A 26,315-nucleotide genomic window follows, 5' to 3' on the forward strand; every position below is an offset into this window, starting at 1 on the left:
CAAATAACAAATAAGACGCTCCTTCTTATCAAAATCAAAAGAAGGAGCGTCCTATAAAAGAAGAAATCTAGCGAGCACAAGATACGGAGACTCCAATGGGAGACAGTGGTCATGCCCTTTTTCTAAATCTAAAAAATTCATCTATCCTATTTAGCTTTGTGCATGCTTGTTCATTTGATTAATAGCGGCCTTCTCGAGACGAGATACTTGAGCTTGTGAGATACCAATTTCATCCGCTACTTCCATTTGTGTTTTACCCTGATAAAATCTCATATTTAATATCAATTTTTCACGGTCATTCAAACGAAGCATCGCTTCCTTTAGTGCAATCTCTTCAACCCAGTTCACATCTTTATTTTTGTCATCGCTAATCTGGTCCATAACAAAAATCGGATCTCCGCCATCATTATAAATAGGTTCAAATAATGACACAGGGTCCTGAATGGCATCTAGTGCGAAAACAACATCTTCCTTTGGAACATCTAGTACTTTGGCTATTTCCTGTACTGTCGGTTCTTTTTCACGCTTCTTTTCCGCCATTAATTGGTCACGAACTTGAAGTGCCTTATAAGCAATATCTCTAAGTGACCTTGAAACTCGAATTGGATTATTATCACGTAAATATCTGCGTATTTCTCCAATAATCATCGGTACTGCATAAGTAGAAAATTTGACATTTTGCCCTAAATCAAAGTTATCAATGGATTTCATCAAGCCGATACAACCTACCTGAAATAAATCATCGACAAACTCGCCACGGTTATTAAATCGTTGAATCACACTTAACACTAACCTTAAATTTCCATTTACTAGCTTTTCGCGAGCGCTATCTTCTCCACCTTGAAGTTTGACAAATAATTCTCTCATTTCTGTATTTTTCAATACAGGTAATTTCGAAGTATCTACACCACATATTTCTACCTTATTTCGCGTCAATTCTTTCCCTCCTGACGGGAGATGATGTCAAATAAAGTATCTCCTTGAGGAAAAAAAATATGCATAGGCTATCCCCACTTTTTTTCGAAAAGTGTACTCAGCCTATGCTAATACTAGAAATATTTTTTATTTTATTTTTTTAGATGAATCCATTTTATCATTTATAACTTTTAATGAAAACGAGCAATTAGGTTTTTGATTTTCACTTTGGTAGAATGCTTTCCCCAGGACTTGTCTTCAGCTACGAGAGCGTCGTCAGAGTGAATCTTCAAACGGCGCTCATCCTTTGGGAGTCACTACCTACCGTTACAATCAACGAGTGAATTTGCAATCATTAAGGACATTTTTATAATAAGTGGTCGGTTTTATTCACTTATAAAACAATTTTGAAATTCATTTAGATGTTAAACCATTTTATTAAATTCTTTTTGCAGTCTTTTAATAATTCTTTTTTCTAATCTTGAAATATATGATTGCGATATTCCTAACATATCTGCTACATCTTTCTGAGTTTTTTCCTCATCTCCAGCTAAACCAAATCGAAGCTCCATAATTTGTTTTTCCCTTGCATTTAAAGTGTGCAAAGCTTTAACTAAAAGCTTTCTATCTACTCGTTCTTCTATTCCCTTCGTTATAATGTCCTCATCCGTCCCAAGAACATCTGATAAAAGAAGCTCATTACCATCCCAATCAATGTTTAATGGTTCATCAAAAGAAACTTCTGATCTCGTTTTATTATTTCTTCTTAAGTACATTAATATTTCATTTTCAATACATCTAGATGCATAAGTGGCTAATTTTATTTTCTTTTCGGGATTGAACGTATTGACCGCTTTAATTAAACCTATCGTCCCGATACTTATTAAATCTTCAATATTAATTCCGGTATTTTCAAATTTCCTAGCTATATAGACAACTAACCTTAAATTTCTCTCAATTAATACAGAGCGAACCGCTTTATCTCCAGAAGGTAATTTTTTTAATAAAACAGCTTCTTCTTCTTTAGATAAAGGCGGTGGGAGTGCTTCACTTCCCCCTATGTAATAAATTTCGTCAGATTTCATCCCTAAACGATGCATCAATCGATACCAAAAAAGAGTCACCTTTAGTTTAATCATTCCGTTCTCCTCCAAATTTAAGCTAATTTTTCAACAGTGGGGTTTATGACTAGCTTTGGATGAATAATACTAGTAAAAAGTCCATCTGCTGAAAGCTCACCATCCTGTAGACCTATTAGTACTTTTTCATTTTGAAAAACTTCACCATGATTCATAATCTCAACCATATCTGGTTTAATAGCTACCAAAAAAGGGTTAGATTGACCAATAACTCGATAGGGAATAATTCGTACACGATGCGCAATTCCTTCTTTTTCTGCTAATGTAGTTTCATGTCCATCGACCACTTTCAACAATTCATCGACCATTTCTGATGAATATACTTGCTTTAATTGACTCGTTTCCAAAATCATTACAGGACTTTTTGTAATAGGATCGACTAGTTGATTACCTGTATCAATTAAACCTTTTACGTTTAATTCTTTATCGCTAATAACAATGCGAATCTCAACTATTTGTTCAGCTTGGATTTTTTTCGTTTCAATCGTTTCAAATCGTTGCTTTGAAAAATACCAAACTAAAGGAAAGCCGATTAAAACGAAAAACCAACTAAATTGGCTTCCGATAAAAACCCCATTTTCTGGTGCAAAAATAGATAGGATGTCCAATTCTGTTTGCCAAAAATAATGAAGGGCAAATAATCCACCACCTGTCATAAATGTTACAAAATAAAACATCGCTAAATTCTGCATAAAAAACCTCAACCTTTGATAACCAAAGGCTATCCAAACGATTAGAATCGAAAATAATCCTTTGAACCAAGGCTGATAGACAATTGAAGCAAATGAAGTGAACATTGCAAAGACAATCAAGGATGCGAAAAAGGTAGCTAACAAAAACCGAATATGCCGAAATTTTCTTTTGAGAACGATTGCCGTTAAGGCAATAAGTAAGTAATCAATACCAAAGTTTAATAACCAAATGAGATCGAGATAAACAGTCATTTGTATCCCTCAATATTCATTTTCAATAAGTATAAATCACTAGCATTTCTAAGTCTGTCACTTTCTGACGAGTTACTACTTGTTATTTTGAAAGATTTTTGCCTATTCTGTCATAATTGTATTTTTGGAAATACTATAGGAAATAAAGAGTTGAAGGAATAAGACAAAACGAATCAATGAGGAATACAAGAGAGTCTATAAAGTTTAGTCTCATTAATCAATCATAAGTGGCAATGCTGAAATGAATATAAAATACAAAATACGCTTCCTTAAATAAAAACAAAAAAATCGAGAAGCTTTTTAGCTTCTCGATTTTTATTAAATACAAGCTTTTATTTACGAACGATTACGATTTCGTCTATTTCTTAAAAATGTTGGAATGTCTAATGTATCCAATTGCTCATCAGAAGACTGTGAATGAGATGATTGATTGGAGTTATAGCGTTGTTCCTTTTGTGGAGCTTCTTCTTGTTTAGGCTTCGCATGGCTTTGTTGATTTAGCTTAGGCGAAACTTGGCGTTGCGCTGGCTTACTTTCCATTTCTTCAAATCCAGTTGCTATGACCGTTACCACAATCTCATCCTTCAAATTTTCATTAATGACTGACCCAAATATCATGTTTACTTCTGAGTCAGAAGCGGCCGACACAATTTCTGCTGCTTCATGAACTTCATATAAACTTAAGTTTGCGCCACCCGTAATATTCATTAATACGCCTTGCGCTCCATCTACAGATGTTTCTAATAATGGACTTGAAATGGCTTTTTTTGCAGCCTCTGCGGCACGGTTTTCTCCAGTCGCTATCCCAATCCCCATAAGAGCTGAGCCCTTTTCACTCATAATCGTTTTAACATCAGCAAAATCTAAGTTAATGAGACCAGGAACGGCTATTAAATCAGAAATACCTTGTACACCTTGACGCAATACATTATCGGCCTCTCTAAAGGCTTCTAACATTGGTGTATTCTTATCAACAATCTCTAACAAGCGGTCATTCGGGATAACAATTAAAGTATCAACCTTTTCCTTTAATGCTTCAATCCCCGCCGCTGCTTGATTTTGACGCTTTCTTCCTTCAAATGTAAATGGTCTTGTAACCACTCCCACCGTTAGTGCACCTAATTCTTTTGCTACCTCAGCGATGACAGGTGCGGCTCCAGTACCTGTTCCGCCACCCATTCCAGCCGTAATAAATACCATATCTGCACCTTGAAGTACTTCCTCTAACTGCTCTTTGCTTTCTTCAGCGGCTTTTTTTCCAATTTCAGGATTTGCTCCAGCGCCAAGTCCTCTTGTCAACTTGCCACCTAATTGTAATTTTGCCTCGGCTTTAGATAAATGCAAAGCCTGTGCATCTGTATTTACAGCAATGAATTCCACACCTTGTAATCCATTTTCAATCATTCGATTTACAGCGTTACTTCCACCGCCACCTACACCAATAACTTTAATTTGTGCTAATTGATCCATATCCATTTCAAACTCTAACATGTGAGGTCCCCCTAATCGACTAACATTTAAAACTATTCAAAGAATGCTTTAAAGAAATTTTTTACTTTTGCTTTTGACTTTTCTGTTTTCTCTTGCTTTTCCTTTGGTTGTTTCGTTGGTCTTGAATCATAACTTCGATTCGAAGTCTGACGCTCTTCTACTTCTTCACTCACAGAAGATGCCACTTCTTTTCCTTGCACTTTAACGTTTTTGTAGGCAAATTGAATCAATCCTACACTCGTTGTATATTGTGACTCACGAACACCTATATAATCTGGAATAGCAATTCGAATACTACCTTGTAACAACTCTCTTGAAAGTTCTAATAAGCCAGGCATCATCGCTGTACCGCCTGTCAGCACATAACCACCAGGAAAATCTTGATAGCCTAATCGATTCAATTCCTTATATATCAGCTCAAATATTTCTTCCATTCGAGGCTCAATAATATGAGCTAACTCAAATTGGTCGAATTGCTCTTTTTCATTCGAACCTATTACGGAAGCTTCAAACTTTTCTTCACTAGAAGCTTCATCAATATAAGCATGTCCATGTTTTAATTTAATTCTTTCTGCTTCTTCTGTCGATGTTCTTAAACCAATGGCAATATCATTTGTAATATGATCCCCACCAATTGGCAGTACGGATGTTGATTGAAGTGACCCTTGTTCAAAAACAGAAATAGTGACCGAGCCACCACCAATATCAATCATACATACGCCTAAACTTTTTTCATCTTTTGAGATAGCGACAGAGCCCGCTGCCAAAGGCTGTAAACAAACATCTGCAATTTGTAAACCAGCTCTTTCTACACAGCGTAAAAGATTATGTAGAACAGTTTTTGATCCGGTAATGATGGTTCCTTCCATTTCTAAGCGAACACCTATCATTCCTCGCGGGTCATTAATTTCATCTAATCCGTCAACAATAAATTGTTGTGGGATTACATCAATAATTTCTCGCTCAGGTGGGATAGATATGACTTGTGCCGCATCGATGACTCGTCCAATATCCTCATTGCCAATTTCTCTATCTGGACTAGAAACCGCTACTACCCCATGACATGGTTGCAGTTGAATATGATTTCCATTGATGCCAACAATGACCTGACGAATAGACAGTCCGACCATTCTTTCAGCTTGCTCAATAGCTCTTCTTATGGATTGAACCGTTTCATCAATATCAACAATTGCCCCTTTTTTAATTCCATTTGATGGGGTTGTTCCAACACCTATTATATTAATGGATCGATTGGCGATTTCACCAATAATCACTCTGACATTGGATGTACCGATGTCTAAACTAACATAAATTTCATTGTTGTTCATTCTGTGGCACCTCCTTATTCTATAAAGTAAAACGAACATTTGAAATTTGATTTTTTATCTTTTTGTACATTCTTAACTATAAATTTTGTCAGTAAAACGCTTCATCATTTCATATTCAACATGTATAGGTTAATTTCCTCTTACAATTCAAGATTTGTTTCATAAAGTTAACTTTTTTCTTTGCGCTCTTTTCTTTGCTTTTCCCAATTACTTATCCACAATCTTCTAATAATAGCTATGTTTTGAAATAATCGAACACCAAAGGCAAAAATTGCTGCTAAATATAAGTCTACACCAAGATGTACACCTAGGAAAGCTAAACCTGCTGCCAAAATAATATTAAAGAAAAATCCACTAACAAAGACCTTCGCCTCAAATGTTTTCTCCATATGTGCTCTAACTCCACCGAATAGAGTATCTAGTGAAGCTAGCACAGCAATGGATAAATAATTAGAATACTCAACCGGAACTCTAAACTCTGTAAGTAGACCAATCGCTATTCCAATGATTAAACCTAGTATAGGCAACCACATGCTTATTCCCCTTTCACTTCTTCCATATAACGAACCCTCGGAATCCCTTCATAGGCAGGTAGTACCATTCCCTCTTCAATTTGGATGGATAGACTAAATCCGGCCATTTCAAATTCTTCTAGAGAATTTGATACTAATAATTCATTATGAAGTCTCTCTGGATTGTCATGAATGACTTTAATATCAAAAGGAAGCGGGGGTAATCTTCTAGAATTTAATTGAGTATCTCCATTCACATCCCTGAATGCCGATGTTGTTATAAATCGTTCTTCAGCTATGGACATTTCCTTTGCACCAAAAAAATTCAATTCATTCACTAAAAAGCGAAAAAGCTCTGGACTAGGTTGCTTTTGTTCATTCTCACCAACGTATGGTTCTTCATAAACTGGTTCAATTCTTATAACCACTCCGTTACCCTTATATTCCGTTAGACTGGCCGTAGCTTTTAAATCATCAAGCTGATTTTCTAAAACTGTCACGACATCCTCATGATTATGTAAGGTTGTTTCATATTCCGCTAATAAAGTTTGTAGTTTCTCAATCTCTTGATTGTAAAATTGCCTTTTATTTTGTTCTTGATTTAATAAATCTCTTAGCTCTCTAACATCTCTTGTATCTCGTATTGTATTTGCGCTTTGGGTGGATGAATATTGGATGGAAATCATAAAACCAACCATAAATGTAATAAAAGTAAAAATCCAAATTCTCTTCATCCTACTTATCACCCGCTTTCAGATAAGTAAGGATTCAATTCAATAGAAGGAAGCTTTTGAATACGAACGGTAATCCCTTCATTAACTAATTGATCCTTTACTCCTCCTAGAATATCTAACGAAGCCGTTAAAGTATCACCGTCTCCTATGGCTGTTATAGTAAAAGGAGCGGCTGAAGCCTGTCCATCTACTAAAATCACCGGACCAATACATTGAATATAGGATTGATGGGTTAACCGGTACCCATTAATAGCAACTGCTTCAGCTTGCGAAACAAAAAGCTCGTCTACTACTTTTTGTACATGTTCCTCATGAACAATGTAATCATTTGGATTTTCTCCATTTGGTAGGTACTCTGCATCCTGCAATGTCACTTCAATTCCTGCACCATTCACAGGAACGGCTCCACTGATTTTTCTTATCCGATTAATATCTTCAATTAAATTTTTACTTCGCACTTCTTCTTCTTCGTTTATATTGGCCAATTCTTGCTCCAACTGCCTAATTTCCGCTTGAAGCTCAAGTAATTCTGATTGCAAGGTAAAATTTGTTTCTTCTGTATCTAGAATTTGTTTTCTAAGTTCGTCTTCATATCTCCATTGAGTTTCTTCATATTCATTACTAGAAGAGCCTGTTTGTTCCATTGTTACTTGATAACTCCATGCCATTATAAAACCTAAAAGTAACAGAACGAAGGATAATAATACATGTTTACCCCTCACCTTCATCAAAATCAGCTTCCCCCTCTAAATCCTCATCTTCTATTGATTCCTCTGTAGAAAATTCCTCAAAATAAGGGCTCATTCTCATATGTAGAATTCCATTCTTGTTATGATCAATCTCATGAACAATAGATGGATATGGTGCCATCCATTCACTAAAGTTTCTAATCGTAGAATGTACTTCGATTCCATCCGTCATATAAACGATAATCGCATTAGGATCGGATTCACTACCATTATGGAATATTTCCGAAATTCGCTCGCTTATTTGTTCTGGGATATTAGCTAGTTCACCAGCAATTTCTGATAATGCGTCTCCCTCTTCAAACCCTAATAATATAGGTGCATCCGATGGGAATTCATGTCTTGGCAACTCTGATAAAAAAACACCCGTTGCTAAAATAGGAAAATACTTTTCACCTCTGTATAAGTAACCCACTCTCGGGTACTCAGAAACTTCAATTGAAACCGTGCTTGGAAAGCTTCTTTCAATAACAGCCGATTGAATTTCTGGCATAGTACTAATCGATTCTTCTATTTTATCAGCCTGAATGTTCCATATATGGTCACCTACACTAAGACCACTTGCATCAATAACCGCGTCTTCGCTAGTAATATATTGCCCGTTTACTTCGATGTTTCGAACATGACTTAAAGGTGATTGCATATAAATAATCAGAAGTAATATGACGAAAAACAAAAATAAAAAAAACAGCAATCTACGATTAGCTCTTTGCTTACGCTGTTCTTTTAACGATGGCACGCGATCATCTAATGAAACTAATTTATCGTTATCCATCGCTTCAACTCCCGTTTTTCAAGCCCTTCTTAGGACCTAATTAATTGCATCGAACTTTTAAAAATTACTCCTTGTCATCTGTTTAATTATACCATAAATTAGGGACAAATTGATTACTTCTTTGCTACTTTTGAGCATTTTTACTCAAAAGAAAAAACCTTTCTAAAATCAATATAAAAATGTTCAAAACAAATCGACACTTTTATTATAAAAGAGAGTTACCTTTCTTTCCATGGAATGATTTGCTAAATTTCTTCTCTATAAAATTCTAAGCTTTCCCACTAAAAAAGTACATGTGTCTTTTTTAGCTCTATACCCTAATTTTTGAGTAACTAAACATCTTTTTTAACCATATTTAAATGATTTATTCTATTTTAACATGTGGTATATAACAATCCCATTACTGAAGTGTGTGATATTATCTGAATCTATAGCGGTTCTAGGATATATGATCATATTTTTACATAATTATATACAGTGTTTAAAAAACTTTTCAGCACTGCCTTTTACAAAATGACTTCTGAATTCCTAATGTCATGCTCGAAAAAGAACTAGTTTTGCTAATGAATTTGTGAGTGAATTAAACTCATTTCTTTCATTTAAATTTTTATAACAAACGAATCAATTTCATCATGCATATCTTATAATGAAAACCGAACGATTTAGTTTTTGATTTCCACTTTAGGTAGATGCTTTCCCAAGGGCTTGTCTTCAGCTAACTCTGACTACGCAGAGCTTCGCCAGAGTGGATCTTCAGACTGCGCTGATCCTTTGGGTACCGTTTCAATCAAGAAGTTAATTCACAAACATTTAAAACATATTTTTATAAGAAACGTTCGGTTTTATTCTTTTATAGAGCAATTATGAAATTCACTCAAACAAATAAGGGTGAGACCAAACTCACGAATTAATGATTATACCATTCTAGGTCCCCGCCTGTTCGCTCCCTCAAGACACTTCACCCGTGGGGTGGCGCCGAAATAACTTTTTTAAAAAGTGGATTTCGTTATTGCCACTATTTCCCACTGGAGCCTCCGTGTCTGGTGTTCGCTAACTTACGTCTTTCATAGGGAATTTATCCTTTCAAAAAACCCTCCTTTTTCACAAAAAAGGAGGGTTCATCGTTCATTATTGATGTTTGCATCCATTACACATTTTTCCTATATTCTATAAGATGATGTTTTAAATGAGATTTTGTCCTAGCATCATTCCTACGTTTTTCTTCAACTCCGTACATTGAATAGCATAAAATTAAAACGGACAAGAGCTGTAACCATAAATTCTACTATTTAAATTCTAGAGTGACGACTTATATTCAGTAGGACACCTAATGACAGTAACATCAAGGTTAAAGAAGAGCCTCCATAACTTAATAATGGCAAGGTAATTCCTGTTACTGGAAAAAGTCCGATAACGACTCCTATATTAATCATCACTTGAATGGCAACCATGGAAATAATACCGACCGACAATAAGCTTCCAAATAAATCCTGTGCTCCAAGAGCAATCCTTATGCCACGCCAAAATAATAAACCAAACAAAACTAAAACAATAAGACCTCCGATAAAACCTAATTCCTCTGCTAAAATGGCAAAGATAAAATCAGTCTGCGGCTCGGGTAAATAAAAATACTTTTGTCTACTCTCACCTAGCCCCATTCCCATTAAACCACCTGGGCCGATCGCATAAAGTGATTGAATAATTTGAAAGCCTGCCCCCAAAGGGTCGGACCATGGATCAAGAAAGGACGTGATTCGTTTAATACGATAGGGTGCTGATATGATTAATCCTACAAAACCTAAAACTCCGATAAAGCCTAGCATAACAAAATGCTTCGTCCTAGCACCCGAAACAAATATCATCACAATACATGTCGCAACCATTACGGCACCTGTACCCAAATCTGGTTGAAGCATAATCATAGCAAAAGCGACCATAACTAAGCTTAAAGTGGGTAAAAGCCCTTTTTTAAATGAAGTAATATTCTTCTGATTCATAGACAAGTATTTTGCTAAAAAGATAATCATCGCCATTTTCATAAACTCAGAAGGCTGAATCGAAAAAGCACCTACTCCTAACCAGCTTCTCGCCCCTCCTCGAACTAATCCCACTCCTGGAACTAAGACGATAACGAGTAAGACAAAGCATATGATCAGCATTATTTTTGAAAGGCTTTTCCAATTCCAGTAATCAATATTCATGATGACGAACATGAAAATGACACCAACAACTGCAAAAAACAACTGTCTCTTTGCGAAGAAAAAAGAATCATCAAACCGGTAGGATGCCCAAGCTTCACTTGCGCTATATACCATGACCATGCCGATCGTTAATAATGCTAAAATAATAAATAACAAAAAATAGTCTGGTGCTTGTTTTTGTTTTGTCAAGCTCTCCACCTCTTTACCAATTAAAGCTCAATTCCTCTTTTTATAAGCTATGCGTACAAGCATAAAAACATGTCTTTATCCTTAAAAGAGATAACAGCTTTTTCATAGGATTGAAGTGGTTTTAAACCATTTAAATTAAACTCAAAAAGCTTGTGACTATTTACTGGTCACAAGCCCTTTTTTATTAGTATATCGATTACATAATCCATCACGCATATGACTTAAAATGATGTACACTTTCACTTTTGCATGCTTAAACTTGTATCTCACTCATAAATGAATGAGTATTATCTTCTGTATCTTTAAAAAATACCATCCAGTGGGGTGTTGCCGAATGAACTTTATAAAAGTGATCCTCTGCATGGACACTTCCTCCCACTGGAGCCTCCGTTCCTTGTGTCCGCTAGCTTACACTTCTGCCCTTTCAAAAAAACCCTCCTTTTCATAGTAAGGAGGGTTCATGGTTCGTTCTTGATGTTTGCATCCATTAAACATCATTTAAAATTCTCTTTTATGTGGTGACTAAAAACAGGTTTTGTCCGGGTCTGTTTATATTCTACCTCACGATATGCTTTTTTAATGACTATAGACTTTCTACAGCATCAATAAACTTTTGTCCTCTTACTTCAAACGTTGGATATTGATCCCAGCTCGCACATGCAGGTGATAATAAAATGACGTCATTTTGATTAGAAATTTGCCATGCTTTATGAACACCGTCTATGACATCAACCGCAGTCATAATTAGTTCGATTCCTGCTTTTTGAGCTGTTTCTTTAAGCTTATCCGCGGTTTGTCCAAATGTAACAATCGCTCTTACATTAGTTAAGTATGGGATTAACTCCTCGAAAGAGTTACCTCGATCAAGTCCTCCTGCAAGCAATAAAGTTGGTTTTTGAAAGGATTGCAAGGCCTTTACTGTCGCTAAAATATTGGTAGCTTTAGAATCGTTATAAAAGGAACGCCCTTGCAATTCCTTCACAAATTGCAAGCGATGCTTGACACCATTGAACGTTTTTAACACATGCTGAATCTGTGAGATTTCAGCCCCCATTAGCATAGAGGTTCCAATCGCAGCTAATATATTTTCCATGTTATGAGAACCAGGCAGGACGATTTCATTAGCATTTATGATCTGTTTACCATCATAATAAATAGTACCTTCAAACAAACAAACACCTTGATCCAAATATGTATGTTGAGTAAAAGGAATTCCAGTAGCCCGATTCTCCTTCACTAATTGAACGACTTTTTGATCATCTAAATTATAAACAAGCTGATCGTCATCATCCTGATTCTTGAAAATAGCTGCTTTCGCCTTATGATACTCTCCGAGAGTACCGTGGTAATCTAAATGAGCTTCGAATAAATTAAGAAGAACCGAAACCCTTGGTTTAAATTGGTCGACTCCTAATAGCTGAAAACTTGAAACTTCCATTACAATCACTTGATTACTTTGAGCTTGTTCTGCTACTTCACAAGCAACCGTTCCAATATTTCCAGCAATCAAAGGCTCCCTTGCACTTGATTTAAGCATTTCGTAAATTAAGGTCGTTGTTGTCGTTTTTCCGTTTGAACCAGTAATCGCAATAATTTCTGCTTCGCTTATTTGATAAGCTAGTTCTATTTCTGTTATGACATTAATATTTCTATTTTCTGCTTCCTTAATTAATACATTAGAATAAGGAATACCTGGATTCTTAACGATTAAAGTCACAGATTCATCTAATAAAGATAAAGGGTGCTCGCCACAAATAACACGAAAGCCTTCTTCCATTAATGCTTGAGCCTGAGTATGATCCTGAAGAGGCTTTGCGTCATTAATCGTTACTTTTGCACCTAGTTTTTTTAACAACCTCGCTGCCGCTTCCCCACTTTTGGCAAGTCCTAGAACAAGTACATGCTTACCTTTTAACGTCTCTATCGCTTTCATTACAACCACACCTCGATGTATATGCCTAACACAGCTAAAATCATACCTACGAACCAGAATGTCACGACCACTCGCCATTCTGACCAACCAGATAGCTCGTAATGATGATGAAGTGGGCTCATCTTGAATACTCGTTTCCCTCTCGTTTTAAAGGAAATAACTTGAATAATAACAGACAATGTTTCAATGACAAAAACACCACCTATTATAATTAATAAAATTTCCATTTTGGAAATAATAGCGATTGCTGCTATCGCTCCACCCAAAGCTAATGAACCTGTATCTCCCATAAACACTTTTGCTGGATGTGCATTATAAACTAGAAATCCAAGAACAGCGCCGACTACTGCAGCACTAAAAATAGAAACGTCAATTAAGTCAACGTACCAGGCTAAAACTGCAAATGCCCCAAATGCAATGGCAGACGTTCCTGCAAGTAAACCATCGAGTCCATCCGTTAAATTGACGGCGTTTGAAGCACCTACTAACATGACGATTACGAGTGGTAAGTATAACCAGCCAATATCAATTTGAAAGTTCGTTGCAGGTATTGAAATTTCGGTTGAAAACCCAATATATCTTAACCCAAAATAAAAGAGAACGGAGATCAGTAATTGACCTAACAACTTCTGTTTTGATGTTAACCCTAAATTTCTCTTTTTTACAACTTTAATATAATCATCTAAAAATCCGACCAAACCAAAACCGACCGTTACAAATAAAAGTAGAAGTATTTCCTCACTAAAAGATAAAAATCTGATTGAGATAAATAGAGCGGCAATTGCTATTGCAAGGACAATCACAATTCCTCCCATGGTTGGTGTTCCTTTTTTCTTTTGATGTGATTCAGGTCCTTCTTCTCTTATACTTTGACCGAATTTCAATCGTCTTAAAAATGGTATAAATAATGGTGATAACAATACTGAGATGAGAAATGATAATACGAGTGATAATAATAGAACGAGTTCTAACACTAATCACCCCTCCTTTCTGTTTTGTTGATATTGATTTATTAGTTGTTCTAGCTCCATTCCTCTTGAAGCTTTAAAAAGTATGACTGTCTGATTATTCACTTTTGAAGCAATGCTACTTTCTGCCTCTTCCTTCGTCGAAAAATATTCAACATTGATAGAATCTATGCGATGATTTTGAAACCATTCATCATATATCCATTTTGCTTTCTCTCCTACTAGAAGGATATCCGTAATCGGAGCGACTAAGCTTGAAGCAACCTGTCTATGTAAGAGCTCCTCTTGTTCTCCTAATTCAAAAATATCTCCTAATACGACGATTTTTTTTGACTTATCTGGAATATCCTTAATCGTTTCAATAGCGGCTATCATTGAGGTTGGACTTGCATTATAAGCATCGTTGATAACCCATTCCCCATTCGCACCTATGCTTTTTTCTAATCTCATACCTGTTAAAGAAACTCTGCTTAATCCTGCTTGAATTTGTTTATGATCAAAACCAAGCTCTGTGACAAGAGCTATACATATTGAAGCATTTTTCACATTGTGACGACCTAATAATGACAATTTAAAAGGTTCTTCCCCTAAGAAGAAATGAAAGCCGTCCAGTTTGGGCTCAATCTTTGAAATCACATAATCATTCGTCTTTTCTACACCTATCTTAACCACCTTATTTGAATAATAAGGATTTAACAATTTTTCATCACCATCAAGGTACACTCTTCCGCTATCAAGCAGCCCGCTCGTAATTTCCATTTTTGCTTTTGCTATACCTTCTCGACTGCCCAAAAATTCCATATGAGACTCTCCGATATTGGTAACGACAGCTAGATTAGGCTTCGCGATATTTGAAAGTAATTCAATTTCACCAAAGGCGCTCATACCCATTTCTAAAATTAAGTACTGACAGTTGGAGGGCATCGATAAAATGGTCATAGGTAATCCAATATGATTGTTAAAGTTCCCTTCCGTTTTAAACGTTTCTCCATGAATCGATAATAAGCTCTCTAAAATATCTTTTGTTGTTGTCTTACCGTTACTTCCTGTAACAGCTACAACAATAGGATTTACTAAATCTCGATAAGTTTTGGCCATTTGCTGAAAGGAAATTAAAGTATCTTCCACAAAGTACAATTGAAAAGATTCAGGTATATCCGCTGGAACTGATTCATTTATATTCCAAAGAGCACCGATAGCCCCTTTATTAATCGCATCACGAATAAAGCTATGACCGTTACGAGCAGCCACTAATGGTATATAAAGAGCCCCTTTTTTCAAAATTCTCGTATCGAAGGCAACACTCGAAAACTTCTGAGTTCCTATCGAACGAGATAATGTGGAGGATGCTGAAATCAAATCAGATGTTAACATGGCGAATACGCTCCTTAATCGCTTCATACGCTATTTCTCGGTCATCAAAATGAATAGTTTGATCGGAAAAAATTTGATATGTTTCATGACCTTTTCCTGCAATCACGATAATATCTCCACTTTGAGCACTTGAAATCGCATCATAAATCGCTTTTTTTCGGTCAACTTCTATCATGTAGTTTGAATATGAAATCCCCTTGATCATGTCATCTATAATTTTATTTGGGTCTTCGCCCCTTGGATTGTCGGATGTAAAATAAGCTTGTTCCGCATATTTGGTCGCAACTTCCGCCATAACAGGTCTTTTAGAACGATCTCTATTCCCGCCACAGCCGACAACTACCTTAACAGAAGATTGAGCAAGCTCTTGGACGGTTTCTAATACGTTTTTTAAGCTATCTGACGTGTGAGCATAGTCAACTACAACAGTAAAATCTTGTTTTTCATTCACTTTAACTGTTTCGAATCTACCTGCTATACCTTTAAGCTCGGAAAGACTTTTGACAATATCCTCTTTCGGAATTCCAGATACATAGGCTGCAGCAACAGCAGCCAAAATATTATAAACATTAAATTTCCCAATGAGTTGTACATCAACTTGGTAGGTTTGATTAAATATGGTTAATTCAAACATCGTTCCTTTTGCACTTAATTGGATATTTTTAGCTGAGATATCCGCATTATGATGGATACTATAAGTAATAATCTCAGCACTTGTCATTTTCATTAATTTTTGTGATGCCGGATCGTCGATATTAAGTACAGCAAATTTACCATCATATTGGCTACCTAATTGAGCAAATAAAAGTCCTTTTGCATTTAAATAATCTTCCATCGTTTTATGGTAATCTAAGTGGTCAGGTGTTAGATTCGTAAATACCGCTACATTAAAATCGCACCCAAACGTTCTGCCACTTTCCAAAGCATGGGAAGAAACCTCCATTAATGCGGTATCAACCTGGTGGTGGACCATGCGCTGAAAGGTTTGCTGAAGTAACAGTGATTCAGGAGTCGTATTTTTAGTCTCAATTTTTTCCTGACCTACTTTTGCATACATCGTTCCAATCACACCTGTTTTTTTCGCATTTCTTTGAAAGATATGCTCTAAAATAAGGGTAGTCGATGTTTTTCCGTTCGTTCCTGTAACTCCTATTAAATGAAGATTTTTAGTAGGATTATGATAGAAATGATTAGCTAATCTTGCCATTGCTCTTCTAGAATCTTTTACGATTATGACTGGTACATCTAGAGCTAAAGGTTTTTCAGCGATTACCGCAACGGCACCGTTTTCTACTGCATTTTTAGCGAAATCATGTCCATCAACAGTATAGCCATTTATACAAATAAATAACGTACCAGCTTTTACTTGCCGATGATCCATTTCTATTTGTTGAATGATGGGGTCCTCCTTTACATCGACTTGTAAAAAAGGAAAGACATTTACTAACTCCGATAATTTCATTTTAACACTCCGTTCGTCCTATCAAGCAAGACGGCAAAGCTGTAGCCTTTTGCCGTCTATTGCTACTGTTTATACCATTATATAATATTACGTGTATTGTGAATATAAGCACACATGATACTATTTTAGTCGTTTCCTACTTGTTTGTCACCCATATAAAGTCGGATTGTCGATCCGGTTTTTATTTTTTCTCCTGGCTCAGGTGATTGAGCAACAACTATTTGCCCTTCTCCAGTTGCCTGAACATGCAATTCATAAAATGAATCATGAATTTCTCTTCGAGTCAGTCCTATCATATCCGGAACCTCAATAAGTGGTTCTTCATCCCAATTTAATTCTTTTTCTATTTGGTCGTCTCTTTTTTCAACCCCCATAGCTCTAAGGCTATCTTCTATAATCGTACCAACTATCGGAGCGACTACTTGGCCCCCATATTGAATCGTTTCCTTTGGGTTATCGATGGCTACATATACCACAATCTCTGGATCATCTGCAGGAGCAAAGCCAACAAATGAAAGGATATAATTATTTTCTAAATATCTTCCATCCTTTGCTTTTTGCGCAGTACCTGTTTTCCCGCCGACTCGATATCCATCAACAAAAGCTTTTTTCCCTGTCCCTTGAGCAACAACCGTTTCAAGTGCATATCGAACTTCTTCTGAGGTTTCTTGCGATATCACTTGTCTTTTCATAATCGGAGAGTGGCTATCTACCACTTCTCCAGTTAAAGGATCTACCCACTCTTTCGCGATGTAAGGCTGATATAGATAACCTCCGTTAACTGCTGCCGAAACCGCCGCTACCTGTTGAATAGGAGTAACAGCCACTCCTTGTCCGAATGCTGTAGTAGCTTGCTCTAGTGGTCCAACCCGATCACGGTTAAAAAGAATCCCGGTTCCTTCACCTTGTAAATCAATTCCTGTTTTTTGACCAAAACCAAAATCTTCAATATAGTCAAACAGGCGGTCCTTCCCTAACCTTTCTCCTAGTACTACAAAACCAGGGTTACATGAGTTCTGAACCACTTCTAAAAAGGATTGTTGACCATGTCCACCTTTTTTCCAGCATCGTAAATTGTGACCAGCTACTTTAATATATCCAGGGTCATAAAAGGAATCCTCTTTTAAATTTACGACCCCTTCTTCAATCGCAGCTGAAATGGTAATGATCTTAAATGTCGATCCAGGCTCATATTGCATCCATACTGGTTTATTTTGATTATAAACTTCAGGAGCAACCTCCTGAAACAACTCTGGATTATAATGAGGACGGCTACTCATCGCTAAAATTTCACCCGTATTTGGATTCATTGCAATGGCAATCGCTCCATCCGGATTATAGGTCGCTTCTGCTATATCTAACTCTCTTTCAACAATCGTCTGAACACGACTGTCTATCGTCAATACCATATCTAAACCATTAGAGGGAGCCGTGTATTCGTCGGCTAAATTAGGCATTCTATTTCCCTTTGCTGTCGAGAAAAAGGATACATACCCTTTTTCACCTTTTAACTGTTCATCATAATATAATTCAAGTCCTGTTAAGCCTTGATTATCAATCCCAGCAAAGCCTAAAACATGAGACAAATAACTACCAAACGGATAATGTCTCTTACTATCCTCGGCAATATAAACACCCGGTAACCTTAGTTCTCTCACTTCATCGGCTTTATCCTTTGTAATCTTCCTTCCTTCTGGAGTTATGCGAACCATTGATTCTTTTTGAGTAATTTTTTGGTATGCTTTTTGCCTATCCATATTTAAAGTGGCCGCTAATTTCTCAGCTGTATCTACAGGATCTTGTACCTGTCTAGGGACCACCAATACCGAAGGAGCACTTATATTAGTCGCTAACGCAACTCCATTTCGGTCGACAATTTCCCCTCTTTTCGCCTCAAAAGGAACATTACGACTCCAGGAATCTTCTGCAGATTCTGTTAAAAAATCACCTAATACAAATTGAACATAACCTAAACGAAAAATAATCGTGATTAAAATAGCCAGTCCAATAAAAAAAACGATGATTAACCTTTTTCTTACTGTCACATTAGAAACTCGCACAAAAGCCAACCCCCCGCACTATCAAATCAAAAGTGTACATAGCTTGTTTATAACTATGCTCTCTAATGATTCATTAGAACATTGCGGAGGGTTACTATTAAATCCTAACTATCTATTCCCACTTCTTCTTCTAATTCCTCTTCCTCGTTTTCTTCCTGTTCTTCATCTTCATCATCTTGCTGCTCTTCCATTTGATGATTGGCTAATTCTATCACAATATAATCTCCTGGTCGCACTACATCACCCGGAGCAACATTTTGAGCGGTCACGTAGCCATTTCCAAAAAGGTTTGGAGTGATTTCTAGAGCATCAGATAATCGCAATACATCACGAGTAGACCAACCTATCACTTCCGGCATTTCATATTGCTCAGCCTCCGTGACGATAAAAACTTTTTCTCCAGGAAGCAGCCCTTTTCCAGAAGCCGGTTGCTGACTTATTATAGATTTTCCATCACCGAGCACGACTACCTCTAATCCTTCCTCTTCAAGTTCTTCTTTTGCTTCTGCTATAGACATCGAGGTAAAATCATTTAATTTGTAGCCTTCAACGGTTTCCTTCGCAATTTCTTCGACAGAAGGGGTAATCTTTAAATATTGAAGACTTTGTTTCATAATCGTTGTAAATATTTTTCTAGTAGGCTCTGACCCGGTCTCAATATCTTTTAATTTTGGTCTTTCTACTGCTACATAAACCAATACACTAGGGTCGTCTTTAGGAGCCATCCCTAGGAATGAAAAGATATTTTCGCCATGACCATGAATATACCCACCGCCATTAGGATTTGGAATTTGAGCAGTTCCTGTTTTTCCAACCACTTGAAATCCTTCAATATAGTAAGGATTACCTGTTCCTGCTCTTTCGTTCACTACTCCCTCTAATAAATCTAACATTTCTTTGGATGTTTCTTCACTAATAGGCTCTCCAACTATTTCCGGCTCATTTTGATACATCACTTCATTGGTTTCCGAATCTACAATTCGATCAATGATATAGGGCTTCATCATCTTACCACCATTAGCAATACTTGTAGCCGCTTGAATTTGTTGAATCGGCGTAACAGCTGTACCTTGACCAAATGAGGTAGCTACTGCATCAAATTGACTTCCTTTAGCAATTAAACTATTCGCTTCATTAGGTAGGTCAATTCCTGTTGGTTCATTAAAACCAAACCTTTCCCAATAATCATACAATTTTTCGGTTCCGAGACGCTCTATCGTTAGTTTAGCCATCGCTACGTTGGAAGAGCGTAGAAATCCCTCTGTAAAACTAATAGATCCCCATCCGACCCCATTATTATGGTCTCTTACCTGATCAGGTCCTATATCCCAGCTTCCAGATTGGTAGGCTTCATTTGCTGGAAACACACCTTCCTCCATGGCAGCTGCCACTGTAAACATTTTCATTGTCGATCCTGGCTCAAAGTGATCAGATATCGAGAAGTTCATATAATTAGTGATTTTTTCATATTCATTTGGATTAAAGCTTGGTCGATTACTCATGGCTAATATTTGACCTGTCTTAGGATCAGCAACAATAGCAATCATTCTTTCTGGTTCATACTCTTCATCTACCTCTGTCATAACCTGCTCTAATGAGGTTTGAATATTACCATCAAGTGTCAAATAGACATGGTTCCCATTTTCAACTGGCTCAATTAATTCATTAGGATTTAATAATGGTGCTCGGTTTGTATCAGATAAATACGTAATACTTCCATCCTTAGCACTTAAATATTCATCTAGACTACGCTCTAAACCCATTCGTGCTTCTTCCATATTTCTTTCTGTATATCCGATAACGTGCGAAGCAAACATTTGCTTCGGATAATACCTTCTTGGTTCTGTCATAAAGAAGATTCCATCTAAATCTAACTCTTTAATTTCTAGCATTTGCTCATAACTTAAATTCCTTGCACCTGTTCCTAGCTCTACCTGGAATTTATCTTGAGATAATAAGCGAGCTAGATTACCAACCTCTTGATCAATATATGGCGCTAGCTTCTCGGCAGTCTCTTCTGGTTCCTTCACATAACTAGATTGATCTCTATTCAAAATAGCAAAAACCTTATAAGATTTTACTTCCTCTGCAATAGCACCACCACTTCGGTCGAAAATCGTCCCACGAACACCTTCTAGAGGAATTTTCTTCGTCCATCTTTCTTCTGCTATTTGGTCTAGTTCATGACCCCTTACTTCTTTTGTCACCTGAATATGTAGAATACGTCCAATAAAAACAGCAAAAATGATAAAAAAGATCACCATTAGGACAATTGCACGTATATTCGTATTAGCTCTTTTTATTTCCATCCTCTCACACCTCTTATCTAAACACCCTTACTTGAGTATCATACACGATCATCGAAAAAAAACTAGTTCAATTCTTAGCTTGAACTAGTTTTGTTGTTGAATAGGGTTAACATTTTCTTCATTTAATCCCATACCACTTTCCTTTGCCAATTGTAAAATACGATCTGGGTTTGATAATTCTAGCACTTGGAGATAAAGTCCGCCATTAATTTCTGATTGCTCAGCCACAACCTGTTCTAGTTGATAAATATCTTGATTCATCCTATACATTTCAACATAATTATTAACAATAATGGCTCCGACAATAAATAGAGATAAGATTAAAATTCCAATAATTGATTTTTCACCTAATGTGAGCTTATGCCTTACTCGCCTAACTATCTTTTTCTTTCTTTTAGGTTCTAGTTGTTCCTGATGTTGTATTTGTCTGGCAATCATACTCATATAAAAAGTCCCTCCTCTTAATTCTTTTGTGCTACACGTAATTTAGCTGACCTAGCTCGGTTATTATCCTCTAACTCTTCCTTACCTGGTGTAATCGGTTTTCTTGTAATCAGCTTTAAGGTAGGTTCATATCCTTCAGGAATAATCGGTAAACCCGGTGGTAAGTCAGGCCCCTTACTTTTTTCTTTAAAAACCTCTTTACACAATCGGTCTTCTAAAGAATGAAAAGTAATAACAGAAATCCGACCATCTTTTCTTAACAATTCAATTGAATCTTCCAATGCATCCTCAAAAGCTCCTAACTCATCATTAACAGCAATTCGAATGGCTTGGAAAGTTCTTTTTGCTGGATGTCCACCTGTTCTTCGAGCTGGCGCGGGTATCGCTTCTTTGATTATTTCTACTAATTGACCCGTTGTTTCGATTGCTTGCTTCTCACGGAACGCTTCAATCTTCCTTGAAATTTGCTTTGCAAACTTCTCTTCGCCATATCGAGAAATAATTCTGACTAGCTGAGAGAAAGGCCACTCATTGACAACTTCCTTCGCCGTCAATGCAGCATTTTGGTCCATCCTCATATCTAAGGCAGCATCTTGATGATAACTAAAACCTCTTGTAGCATCATCCAATTGCGGTGATGATACACCTAAGTCAAACAAAATGCCATCCACTTCCGTAACTCCATGTTTCAAAAGTTCTTCTTTTATGTATCGAAAGTTAGATTTTATTAAAGTAAATTTACCTTGGTATGATTCAAATTTTTCTGAAACGGCCTTTAAAGCTTCATCATCTTGATCAAAGCCATATAAATGTCCGTCTTCATTCAACTGCTTTAAAATGAGCTCTGAATGTCCACCTCTCCCTAGAGTACAATCAACATATACCCCATGAGGTATTATATTCAAACTCATGACTGATTCATTTTTCAAAACCGTGGTATGCGTAAACATATTATTTCCTTTCTTTTGCATTTGCCTAAAGTTCTATCTATTACAAATCGAAATCAATGATATTTTCTGCTATTTCACTAAAGGAATCTTCTGATTCATCGAAGTATTCTTCCCATTTATCCTTTGCCCAAACTTCTACTCGATTGGATACACCGATGATGACACATTCTTTCTCGAGCAATGCATAATCTCGGAGTGACGAGGCAATGTTTATTCTTCCCTGTTTATCGACTTCACATTCTGTTGCACCAGAAAAGAAGAATCGGGTAAAAGCTCTAGCATCCTTTTTTGTAAAAGGTAGCGCCTTTAAGGAGTGTTCTAATTTTTCCCATTCTTGTAGTGGGTAGACAAATAAACAACGGTCTAAGCCCCTTGTTACAACGAAAGATGAACCAAGGTTTTCACGAAATTTAGCTGGTACAATCATTCGTCCCTTATCATCAATGTTATGGCGATATTCTCCCATAAACATAAAGAGTTCATCTCCCCCCACTTTATACCTCTAACTTACCACATCCCTCCACTTTGTACCACTATTAATTACTTTAAACAAAATAAAAAAAAAACCCTGCATCATTACAGGATTTTTTCTCTCAATCTTTTGACAGGGTTTTTATACTTTTTTTTACAAGAAAATTAACTTATGTGCTCCATCTACTTCACCTGTTAATTCAATTAAACGGGATAATTCGACCCTTCCTACTAGATTTAGTAAAATTAATGGATGAATTACGCGTTCTTGTGGGCGATTATTAGGTGCTAACCAATGGCCTGATTCTTCAAATTTCGATATCATATACGACTGTTCTTTTTTGACATGTCTAATCATACGCTTTTTGACAAAATCTATTTCACGATTTAATATCTCTAAATTTTTCTCAGCTAATTTCCCAACATTATAATCGATGCTATCAGCTAATTCTCTTAATGAGGAGTGAGCTGTGTTAATTGAACTTTTCGTATCCTCAACGATTTGTTCGATCGAAGGATGGTATTGCTGCTCTAACCATTCCTCTAATCGTTGAGCAGATTCCCCTTTTAAAAAGGATAGATAGGAAAATGATTGCTCATTCATCCATTTTTCAACCATTTTAGGTACAACTGTCATTTGCACTCGTGGCGTTACAGGAGGTACTTTAAATGAGAATAAATGAAAGCATTCTTTTAAAGTTGCCCAATATTTTAATTCACCTGGTCCTGCAACAAAGGTTAGAACCGGCAATAAATATTCTTGCATCAATGGTCTTGTCACTACATTATTACTAAAGGATTCAGGATTTCTTTTAAGCTCTTCTAATAACTCTTGTTTTGAAAATTCTTTTGTCGTATCTCTTATATAAAAAGAACCATCTGCATAGTCTAACCGTGACCGTTCGCCATTATATTCATAAAAAAGGTGAGCATTTTCCTTTTCTGTTTCAATTGGCGATCCATAACCAGCCTCTGCGAAAGCCTCGACTCCTTTTTTATGGGAAGCTTGGACCTCTTCAGCTCTTTCAATAAGCTGAGCGAAAAAGTCGATTTCTAGTTTTCGTATTTCTGGTGCATGGGCATCGAGTAGAATAAGGCCAAAATCCTGGAATAACCAATTCATTATTTTTGAAAAGAACTCTGTAAACGTTTTAGAATCGCGAGCAAGAATATGAATATGCTCATTAAGCTCTTTTGTAAATTCGGTTTCAGGAAGTCTCGAGAAAGTCGTTTCTATCCATTCAGATAATAAAGTTTGATCAAGAGTCGCTAATGAAGCAGATGATTGATTAGCCTCAGTCTCGTATGTATGTTTGACCCATTTACTTTTTTTCTGTGTATAGACAAATCGAATTTCATCTAAATCATGATCTTCCCCTGCAACCCAAAAAATCGGCACTACGGGAACAGATAGCTTTTCTTCTTGCTGCCTTGCCAACATAATCGCTGTTACAGCCTTATAAAAAGTGTACATGGGGCCCGTTAATAGACCAGCTTGTTGCCCACCGACGACTGCGACCGCTTTTGGATTTCGTAATTTTTCAATCTGTTCTAACACTTTTTTAGGGTATGGCAGTTGTTGATGGTAAGACATTAAAAAATCACATAACACTTGTCGTTGAAAATCTCTATTTTCTAATTCTTGTAATCTTTTTTGATAATGATTTTGATCCTTCCAATGGTAATCAAAAAAGGATGATAGCTTTTCACTATTTTCCATATAATCATGGAGGAATCCTTTATTTTCAGAAAGGTCTAGATTAATTACCTTCATTCTTCATAGACGCCCCTTCTACTTTGAAGTCACTTTGCACATTCATTTTAACTCATTAATCCCCATTAAGTCATTGTATGCTTTAAAAGACATTATGTGCATATATTAGCAAAAAGAAAACAAGTAACCAAATGATTTGCTCAATTAATTCAGAAAAAAGATTCGACTAATTAATCCATACCCACTTAGAATTAAATATAATAGAAGAAAGATTAAAAAGTTCATGCGCCAAATCCCTTTAAAAAGCTTACTAATAATGATGTCCTGTGCTATGCTCCAATGTAACCAAGTAAAAATAATCGCAATAACGAATAAAATTATTAATATATACCAAAAAAAGGAGATCGACCATAATTCAACTCCTATATAATAGACCGCTAACACAAACCAAATCATACTCCAATCAGAAGCAACACGAACTGATTTTCTTTTATTTTTCGTCGTTTTAACCATCGTAATATAAGTCAAATACCATGCAAAAAGAGGCAAGGTAACAAATGTCGCAAAAACCCATGATACAACTGTCATCTAAACTTCCCTCCTGCCTGTTTCGTTCTCAATTCCTTTTACAGCCATATATGTATAAGTTAAATAAGGAGTAGACCTTCTGTTTTGCTTGGCTAGTCTCACTGCATATCCTAAAATCGCTTCTATTTCCATTCTCCTACCAGACAATCGATCTGTTAGCATAGAAGAAGTATTGTTTTGAGTAAATGTACAAACTTCAAGTACCTTCTTTATCCCTTTATCTCTAGGAACAGATAGTACTTCGGTTAGCTCTTCTATTAATGGATTCATAATTTCTCTAATATAGGGATTTTTTAAAAGCTCCCCATTTTTCACTTGAAATATAGTCGTGAGTGGATTTATCACACCATTAACCAATAATTTTAAATGTAGCATAGGTAACCATTCTTCTGCATATTCGTTAGGAAATTGTTTATTTTTAAAGCTTTCAAAAAAGGACCCTAATACACTCATTTCGTCCTGTTTCTTATAATACGCCCACCGTGTAGTACCTTTTCCTGTATGCTGAACAGAAGTAGCCCCCTCTTTTTTAGCACCATGTTCAATAACCGCCAAGCCTATTTCAACCTGGTTGATCCCTTCTAACATCTCCACATGAGCTAAGCCATTTTGAAGAAATAACCAGCTTGAACTCTTGATCTTTTCTTTTATTAAAGGTAAAACGTCGGGTAGTTGATAGGATTTCACAGCGAAAATAACGAGATCTGTAAAATGTTCTGCGACTGTTGTGATCTCGTATGCATCTATATGATCGACAAGTAAATGATCATCCTGTCTAATAAATTCGACCCCGGACTTATTTATCAAATCAGCTTGTTTTTTCGTTCTTGTGATCAGTGTAACCTTCATCCCAGCTTCTGCACAATAAACAGCATATAACAAGCCAATCGATCCAGCTCCAACTATTGTAATGTTCATACCATCTTTCCCTTGCATTTTTTTCTATCATATATGATTATACTTCATAAAACCAAATGTTTTTCGTGATTCCACTACTTTTTTCCTACTCTATACAAAAAAAAGAAAAAAAGACTTAGGATTATACAAAAATGAAGGTCTTCATTTTGG

The 26,315-nt window shown here is 36.3% G+C and carries 23 protein-coding genes; all 23 read right to left on the reverse strand.

The features are described from left to right. Positions 1-150: 150 nt before the first annotated feature. Positions 151-936 (reverse strand): RNA polymerase sporulation sigma factor SigG, encoded by a 786-nt coding sequence (gene sigG, locus AZF04_RS02175; protein WP_061947366.1) that lies wholly within the window; start codon positions 934-936, stop codon positions 151-153. Positions 937-1,340: 404 nt separating this feature from the next. Continuing rightward, positions 1,341-2,054: an RNA polymerase sporulation sigma factor SigE gene (sigE, locus tag AZF04_RS02180; protein WP_045486608.1), complete on the reverse strand. Its 714-nt coding sequence runs from the start codon at positions 2,052-2,054 to the stop codon at positions 1,341-1,343. A 17-nt stretch (positions 2,055-2,071) separates the two neighbouring features. After that, positions 2,072-2,998 carry a sigma-E processing peptidase SpoIIGA gene (gene spoIIGA, locus AZF04_RS02185; RefSeq protein ID WP_061947367.1) on the reverse strand — a complete coding sequence of 309 codons (927 nt, stop codon included), beginning with the start codon at positions 2,996-2,998 and terminating at the stop codon, positions 2,072-2,074. Between the two features lie 336 nt (positions 2,999-3,334). Continuing rightward, entirely contained in the window at positions 3,335-4,489 is a 1,155-nt protein-coding gene (gene ftsZ / locus AZF04_RS02190) for a cell division protein FtsZ (RefSeq protein WP_061947368.1), read from the reverse strand. Positions 4,490-4,521: 32 nt separating this feature from the next. Further along, positions 4,522-5,817 carry a cell division protein FtsA gene (gene ftsA, locus AZF04_RS02195; RefSeq protein ID WP_045486616.1) on the reverse strand — a complete coding sequence of 432 codons (1,296 nt, stop codon included), beginning with the start codon at positions 5,815-5,817 and terminating at the stop codon, positions 4,522-4,524. A 167-nt stretch (positions 5,818-5,984) separates the two neighbouring features. Next, the gene (locus AZF04_RS02200) at positions 5,985-6,350 is read right to left on the reverse strand and encodes a small basic family protein (protein ID WP_045486618.1); all 366 of its coding nucleotides are present in this window, start codon (positions 6,348-6,350) and stop codon (positions 5,985-5,987) included. 2 nt (positions 6,351-6,352) lie between these two features. Further along, positions 6,353-7,063: a DUF881 domain-containing protein gene (locus AZF04_RS02205; protein WP_061947369.1), complete on the reverse strand. Its 711-nt coding sequence runs from the start codon at positions 7,061-7,063 to the stop codon at positions 6,353-6,355. An 8-nt stretch (positions 7,064-7,071) separates the two neighbouring features. After that, entirely contained in the window at positions 7,072-7,791 is a 720-nt protein-coding gene (locus AZF04_RS02210; protein WP_045486626.1) for a DUF881 domain-containing protein, read from the reverse strand. After that, positions 7,775-8,584 (reverse strand): cell division protein FtsQ/DivIB, encoded by an 810-nt coding sequence (locus AZF04_RS02215; protein WP_045486628.1) that lies wholly within the window; start codon positions 8,582-8,584, stop codon positions 7,775-7,777. Before AZF04_RS02215 ends, AZF04_RS02210 begins: the two co-directional genes overlap by 17 nt. A gap of 1,289 nt (positions 8,585-9,873) precedes the next feature. After that, entirely contained in the window at positions 9,874-10,974 is a 1,101-nt protein-coding gene (spoVE, locus tag AZF04_RS02220) for a stage V sporulation protein E (protein WP_061947370.1), read from the reverse strand. Between the two features lie 253 nt (positions 10,975-11,227). Continuing rightward, the gene (locus AZF04_RS21735) at positions 11,228-11,353 is read right to left on the reverse strand and encodes a hypothetical protein (RefSeq protein ID WP_268753411.1); all 126 of its coding nucleotides are present in this window, start codon (positions 11,351-11,353) and stop codon (positions 11,228-11,230) included. 204 nt (positions 11,354-11,557) lie between these two features. After that, entirely contained in the window at positions 11,558-12,907 is a 1,350-nt protein-coding gene (gene murD, locus AZF04_RS02225) for a UDP-N-acetylmuramoyl-L-alanine--D-glutamate ligase (RefSeq protein WP_061947371.1), read from the reverse strand. Beyond that, positions 12,907-13,881: a phospho-N-acetylmuramoyl-pentapeptide-transferase gene (gene mraY / locus AZF04_RS21355; RefSeq protein WP_045480182.1), complete on the reverse strand. Its 975-nt coding sequence runs from the start codon at positions 13,879-13,881 to the stop codon at positions 12,907-12,909. The genes murD and mraY overlap by 1 nt, the downstream gene beginning before the upstream one ends. Before the next feature lie 3 nt (positions 13,882-13,884). Beyond that, complete coding sequence (locus AZF04_RS21360) at positions 13,885-15,249, reverse strand: UDP-N-acetylmuramoyl-tripeptide--D-alanyl-D-alanine ligase (protein ID WP_061947372.1); 1,365 nt, start codon at positions 15,247-15,249, stop codon at positions 13,885-13,887. Further along, positions 15,236-16,711 (reverse strand): UDP-N-acetylmuramoyl-L-alanyl-D-glutamate--2,6-diaminopimelate ligase, encoded by a 1,476-nt coding sequence (locus tag AZF04_RS02240; RefSeq protein WP_061947373.1) that lies wholly within the window; start codon positions 16,709-16,711, stop codon positions 15,236-15,238. Before AZF04_RS02240 ends, AZF04_RS21360 begins: the two co-directional genes overlap by 14 nt. Before the next feature lie 125 nt (positions 16,712-16,836). After that, the gene (locus tag AZF04_RS02245) at positions 16,837-18,771 is read right to left on the reverse strand and encodes a stage V sporulation protein D (protein ID WP_061947374.1); all 1,935 of its coding nucleotides are present in this window, start codon (positions 18,769-18,771) and stop codon (positions 16,837-16,839) included. A gap of 104 nt (positions 18,772-18,875) precedes the next feature. Beyond that, positions 18,876-21,080 carry a penicillin-binding transpeptidase domain-containing protein gene (locus tag AZF04_RS02250; protein WP_061947375.1) on the reverse strand — a complete coding sequence of 735 codons (2,205 nt, stop codon included), beginning with the start codon at positions 21,078-21,080 and terminating at the stop codon, positions 18,876-18,878. An 84-nt stretch (positions 21,081-21,164) separates the two neighbouring features. Further along, positions 21,165-21,524, reverse strand: coding sequence for a cell division protein FtsL (gene ftsL / locus AZF04_RS02255; RefSeq protein WP_061947376.1), 360 nt, complete (start codon positions 21,522-21,524; stop codon positions 21,165-21,167). Positions 21,525-21,541: 17 nt separating this feature from the next. Then, complete coding sequence (rsmH, locus tag AZF04_RS02260) at positions 21,542-22,474, reverse strand: 16S rRNA (cytosine(1402)-N(4))-methyltransferase RsmH (RefSeq protein WP_061947377.1); 933 nt, start codon at positions 22,472-22,474, stop codon at positions 21,542-21,544. A gap of 40 nt (positions 22,475-22,514) precedes the next feature. Beyond that, the gene (gene mraZ / locus AZF04_RS02265; RefSeq protein WP_045480166.1) at positions 22,515-22,946 is read right to left on the reverse strand and encodes a division/cell wall cluster transcriptional repressor MraZ; all 432 of its coding nucleotides are present in this window, start codon (positions 22,944-22,946) and stop codon (positions 22,515-22,517) included. A gap of 153 nt (positions 22,947-23,099) precedes the next feature. Next, positions 23,100-24,719 (reverse strand): bacillithiol biosynthesis cysteine-adding enzyme BshC, encoded by a 1,620-nt coding sequence (gene bshC / locus AZF04_RS02270; RefSeq protein WP_061947378.1) that lies wholly within the window; start codon positions 24,717-24,719, stop codon positions 23,100-23,102. Between the two features lie 144 nt (positions 24,720-24,863). Further along, positions 24,864-25,247: a DUF3397 domain-containing protein gene (locus AZF04_RS02275; RefSeq protein ID WP_045480161.1), complete on the reverse strand. Its 384-nt coding sequence runs from the start codon at positions 25,245-25,247 to the stop codon at positions 24,864-24,866. After that, positions 25,248-26,165, reverse strand: coding sequence for a 2-dehydropantoate 2-reductase (locus AZF04_RS02280; protein WP_061947379.1), 918 nt, complete (start codon positions 26,163-26,165; stop codon positions 25,248-25,250). Between the last annotated feature and the right edge of the window lie 150 nt (positions 26,166-26,315).

This window comes from Alkalihalobacillus trypoxylicola, from assembly GCF_001590785.1.
In the GTDB taxonomy this organism is placed as follows: Bacteria; Bacillota; Bacilli; order Bacillales; family Bacillaceae_D; genus Alkalihalobacillus; species Alkalihalobacillus trypoxylicola.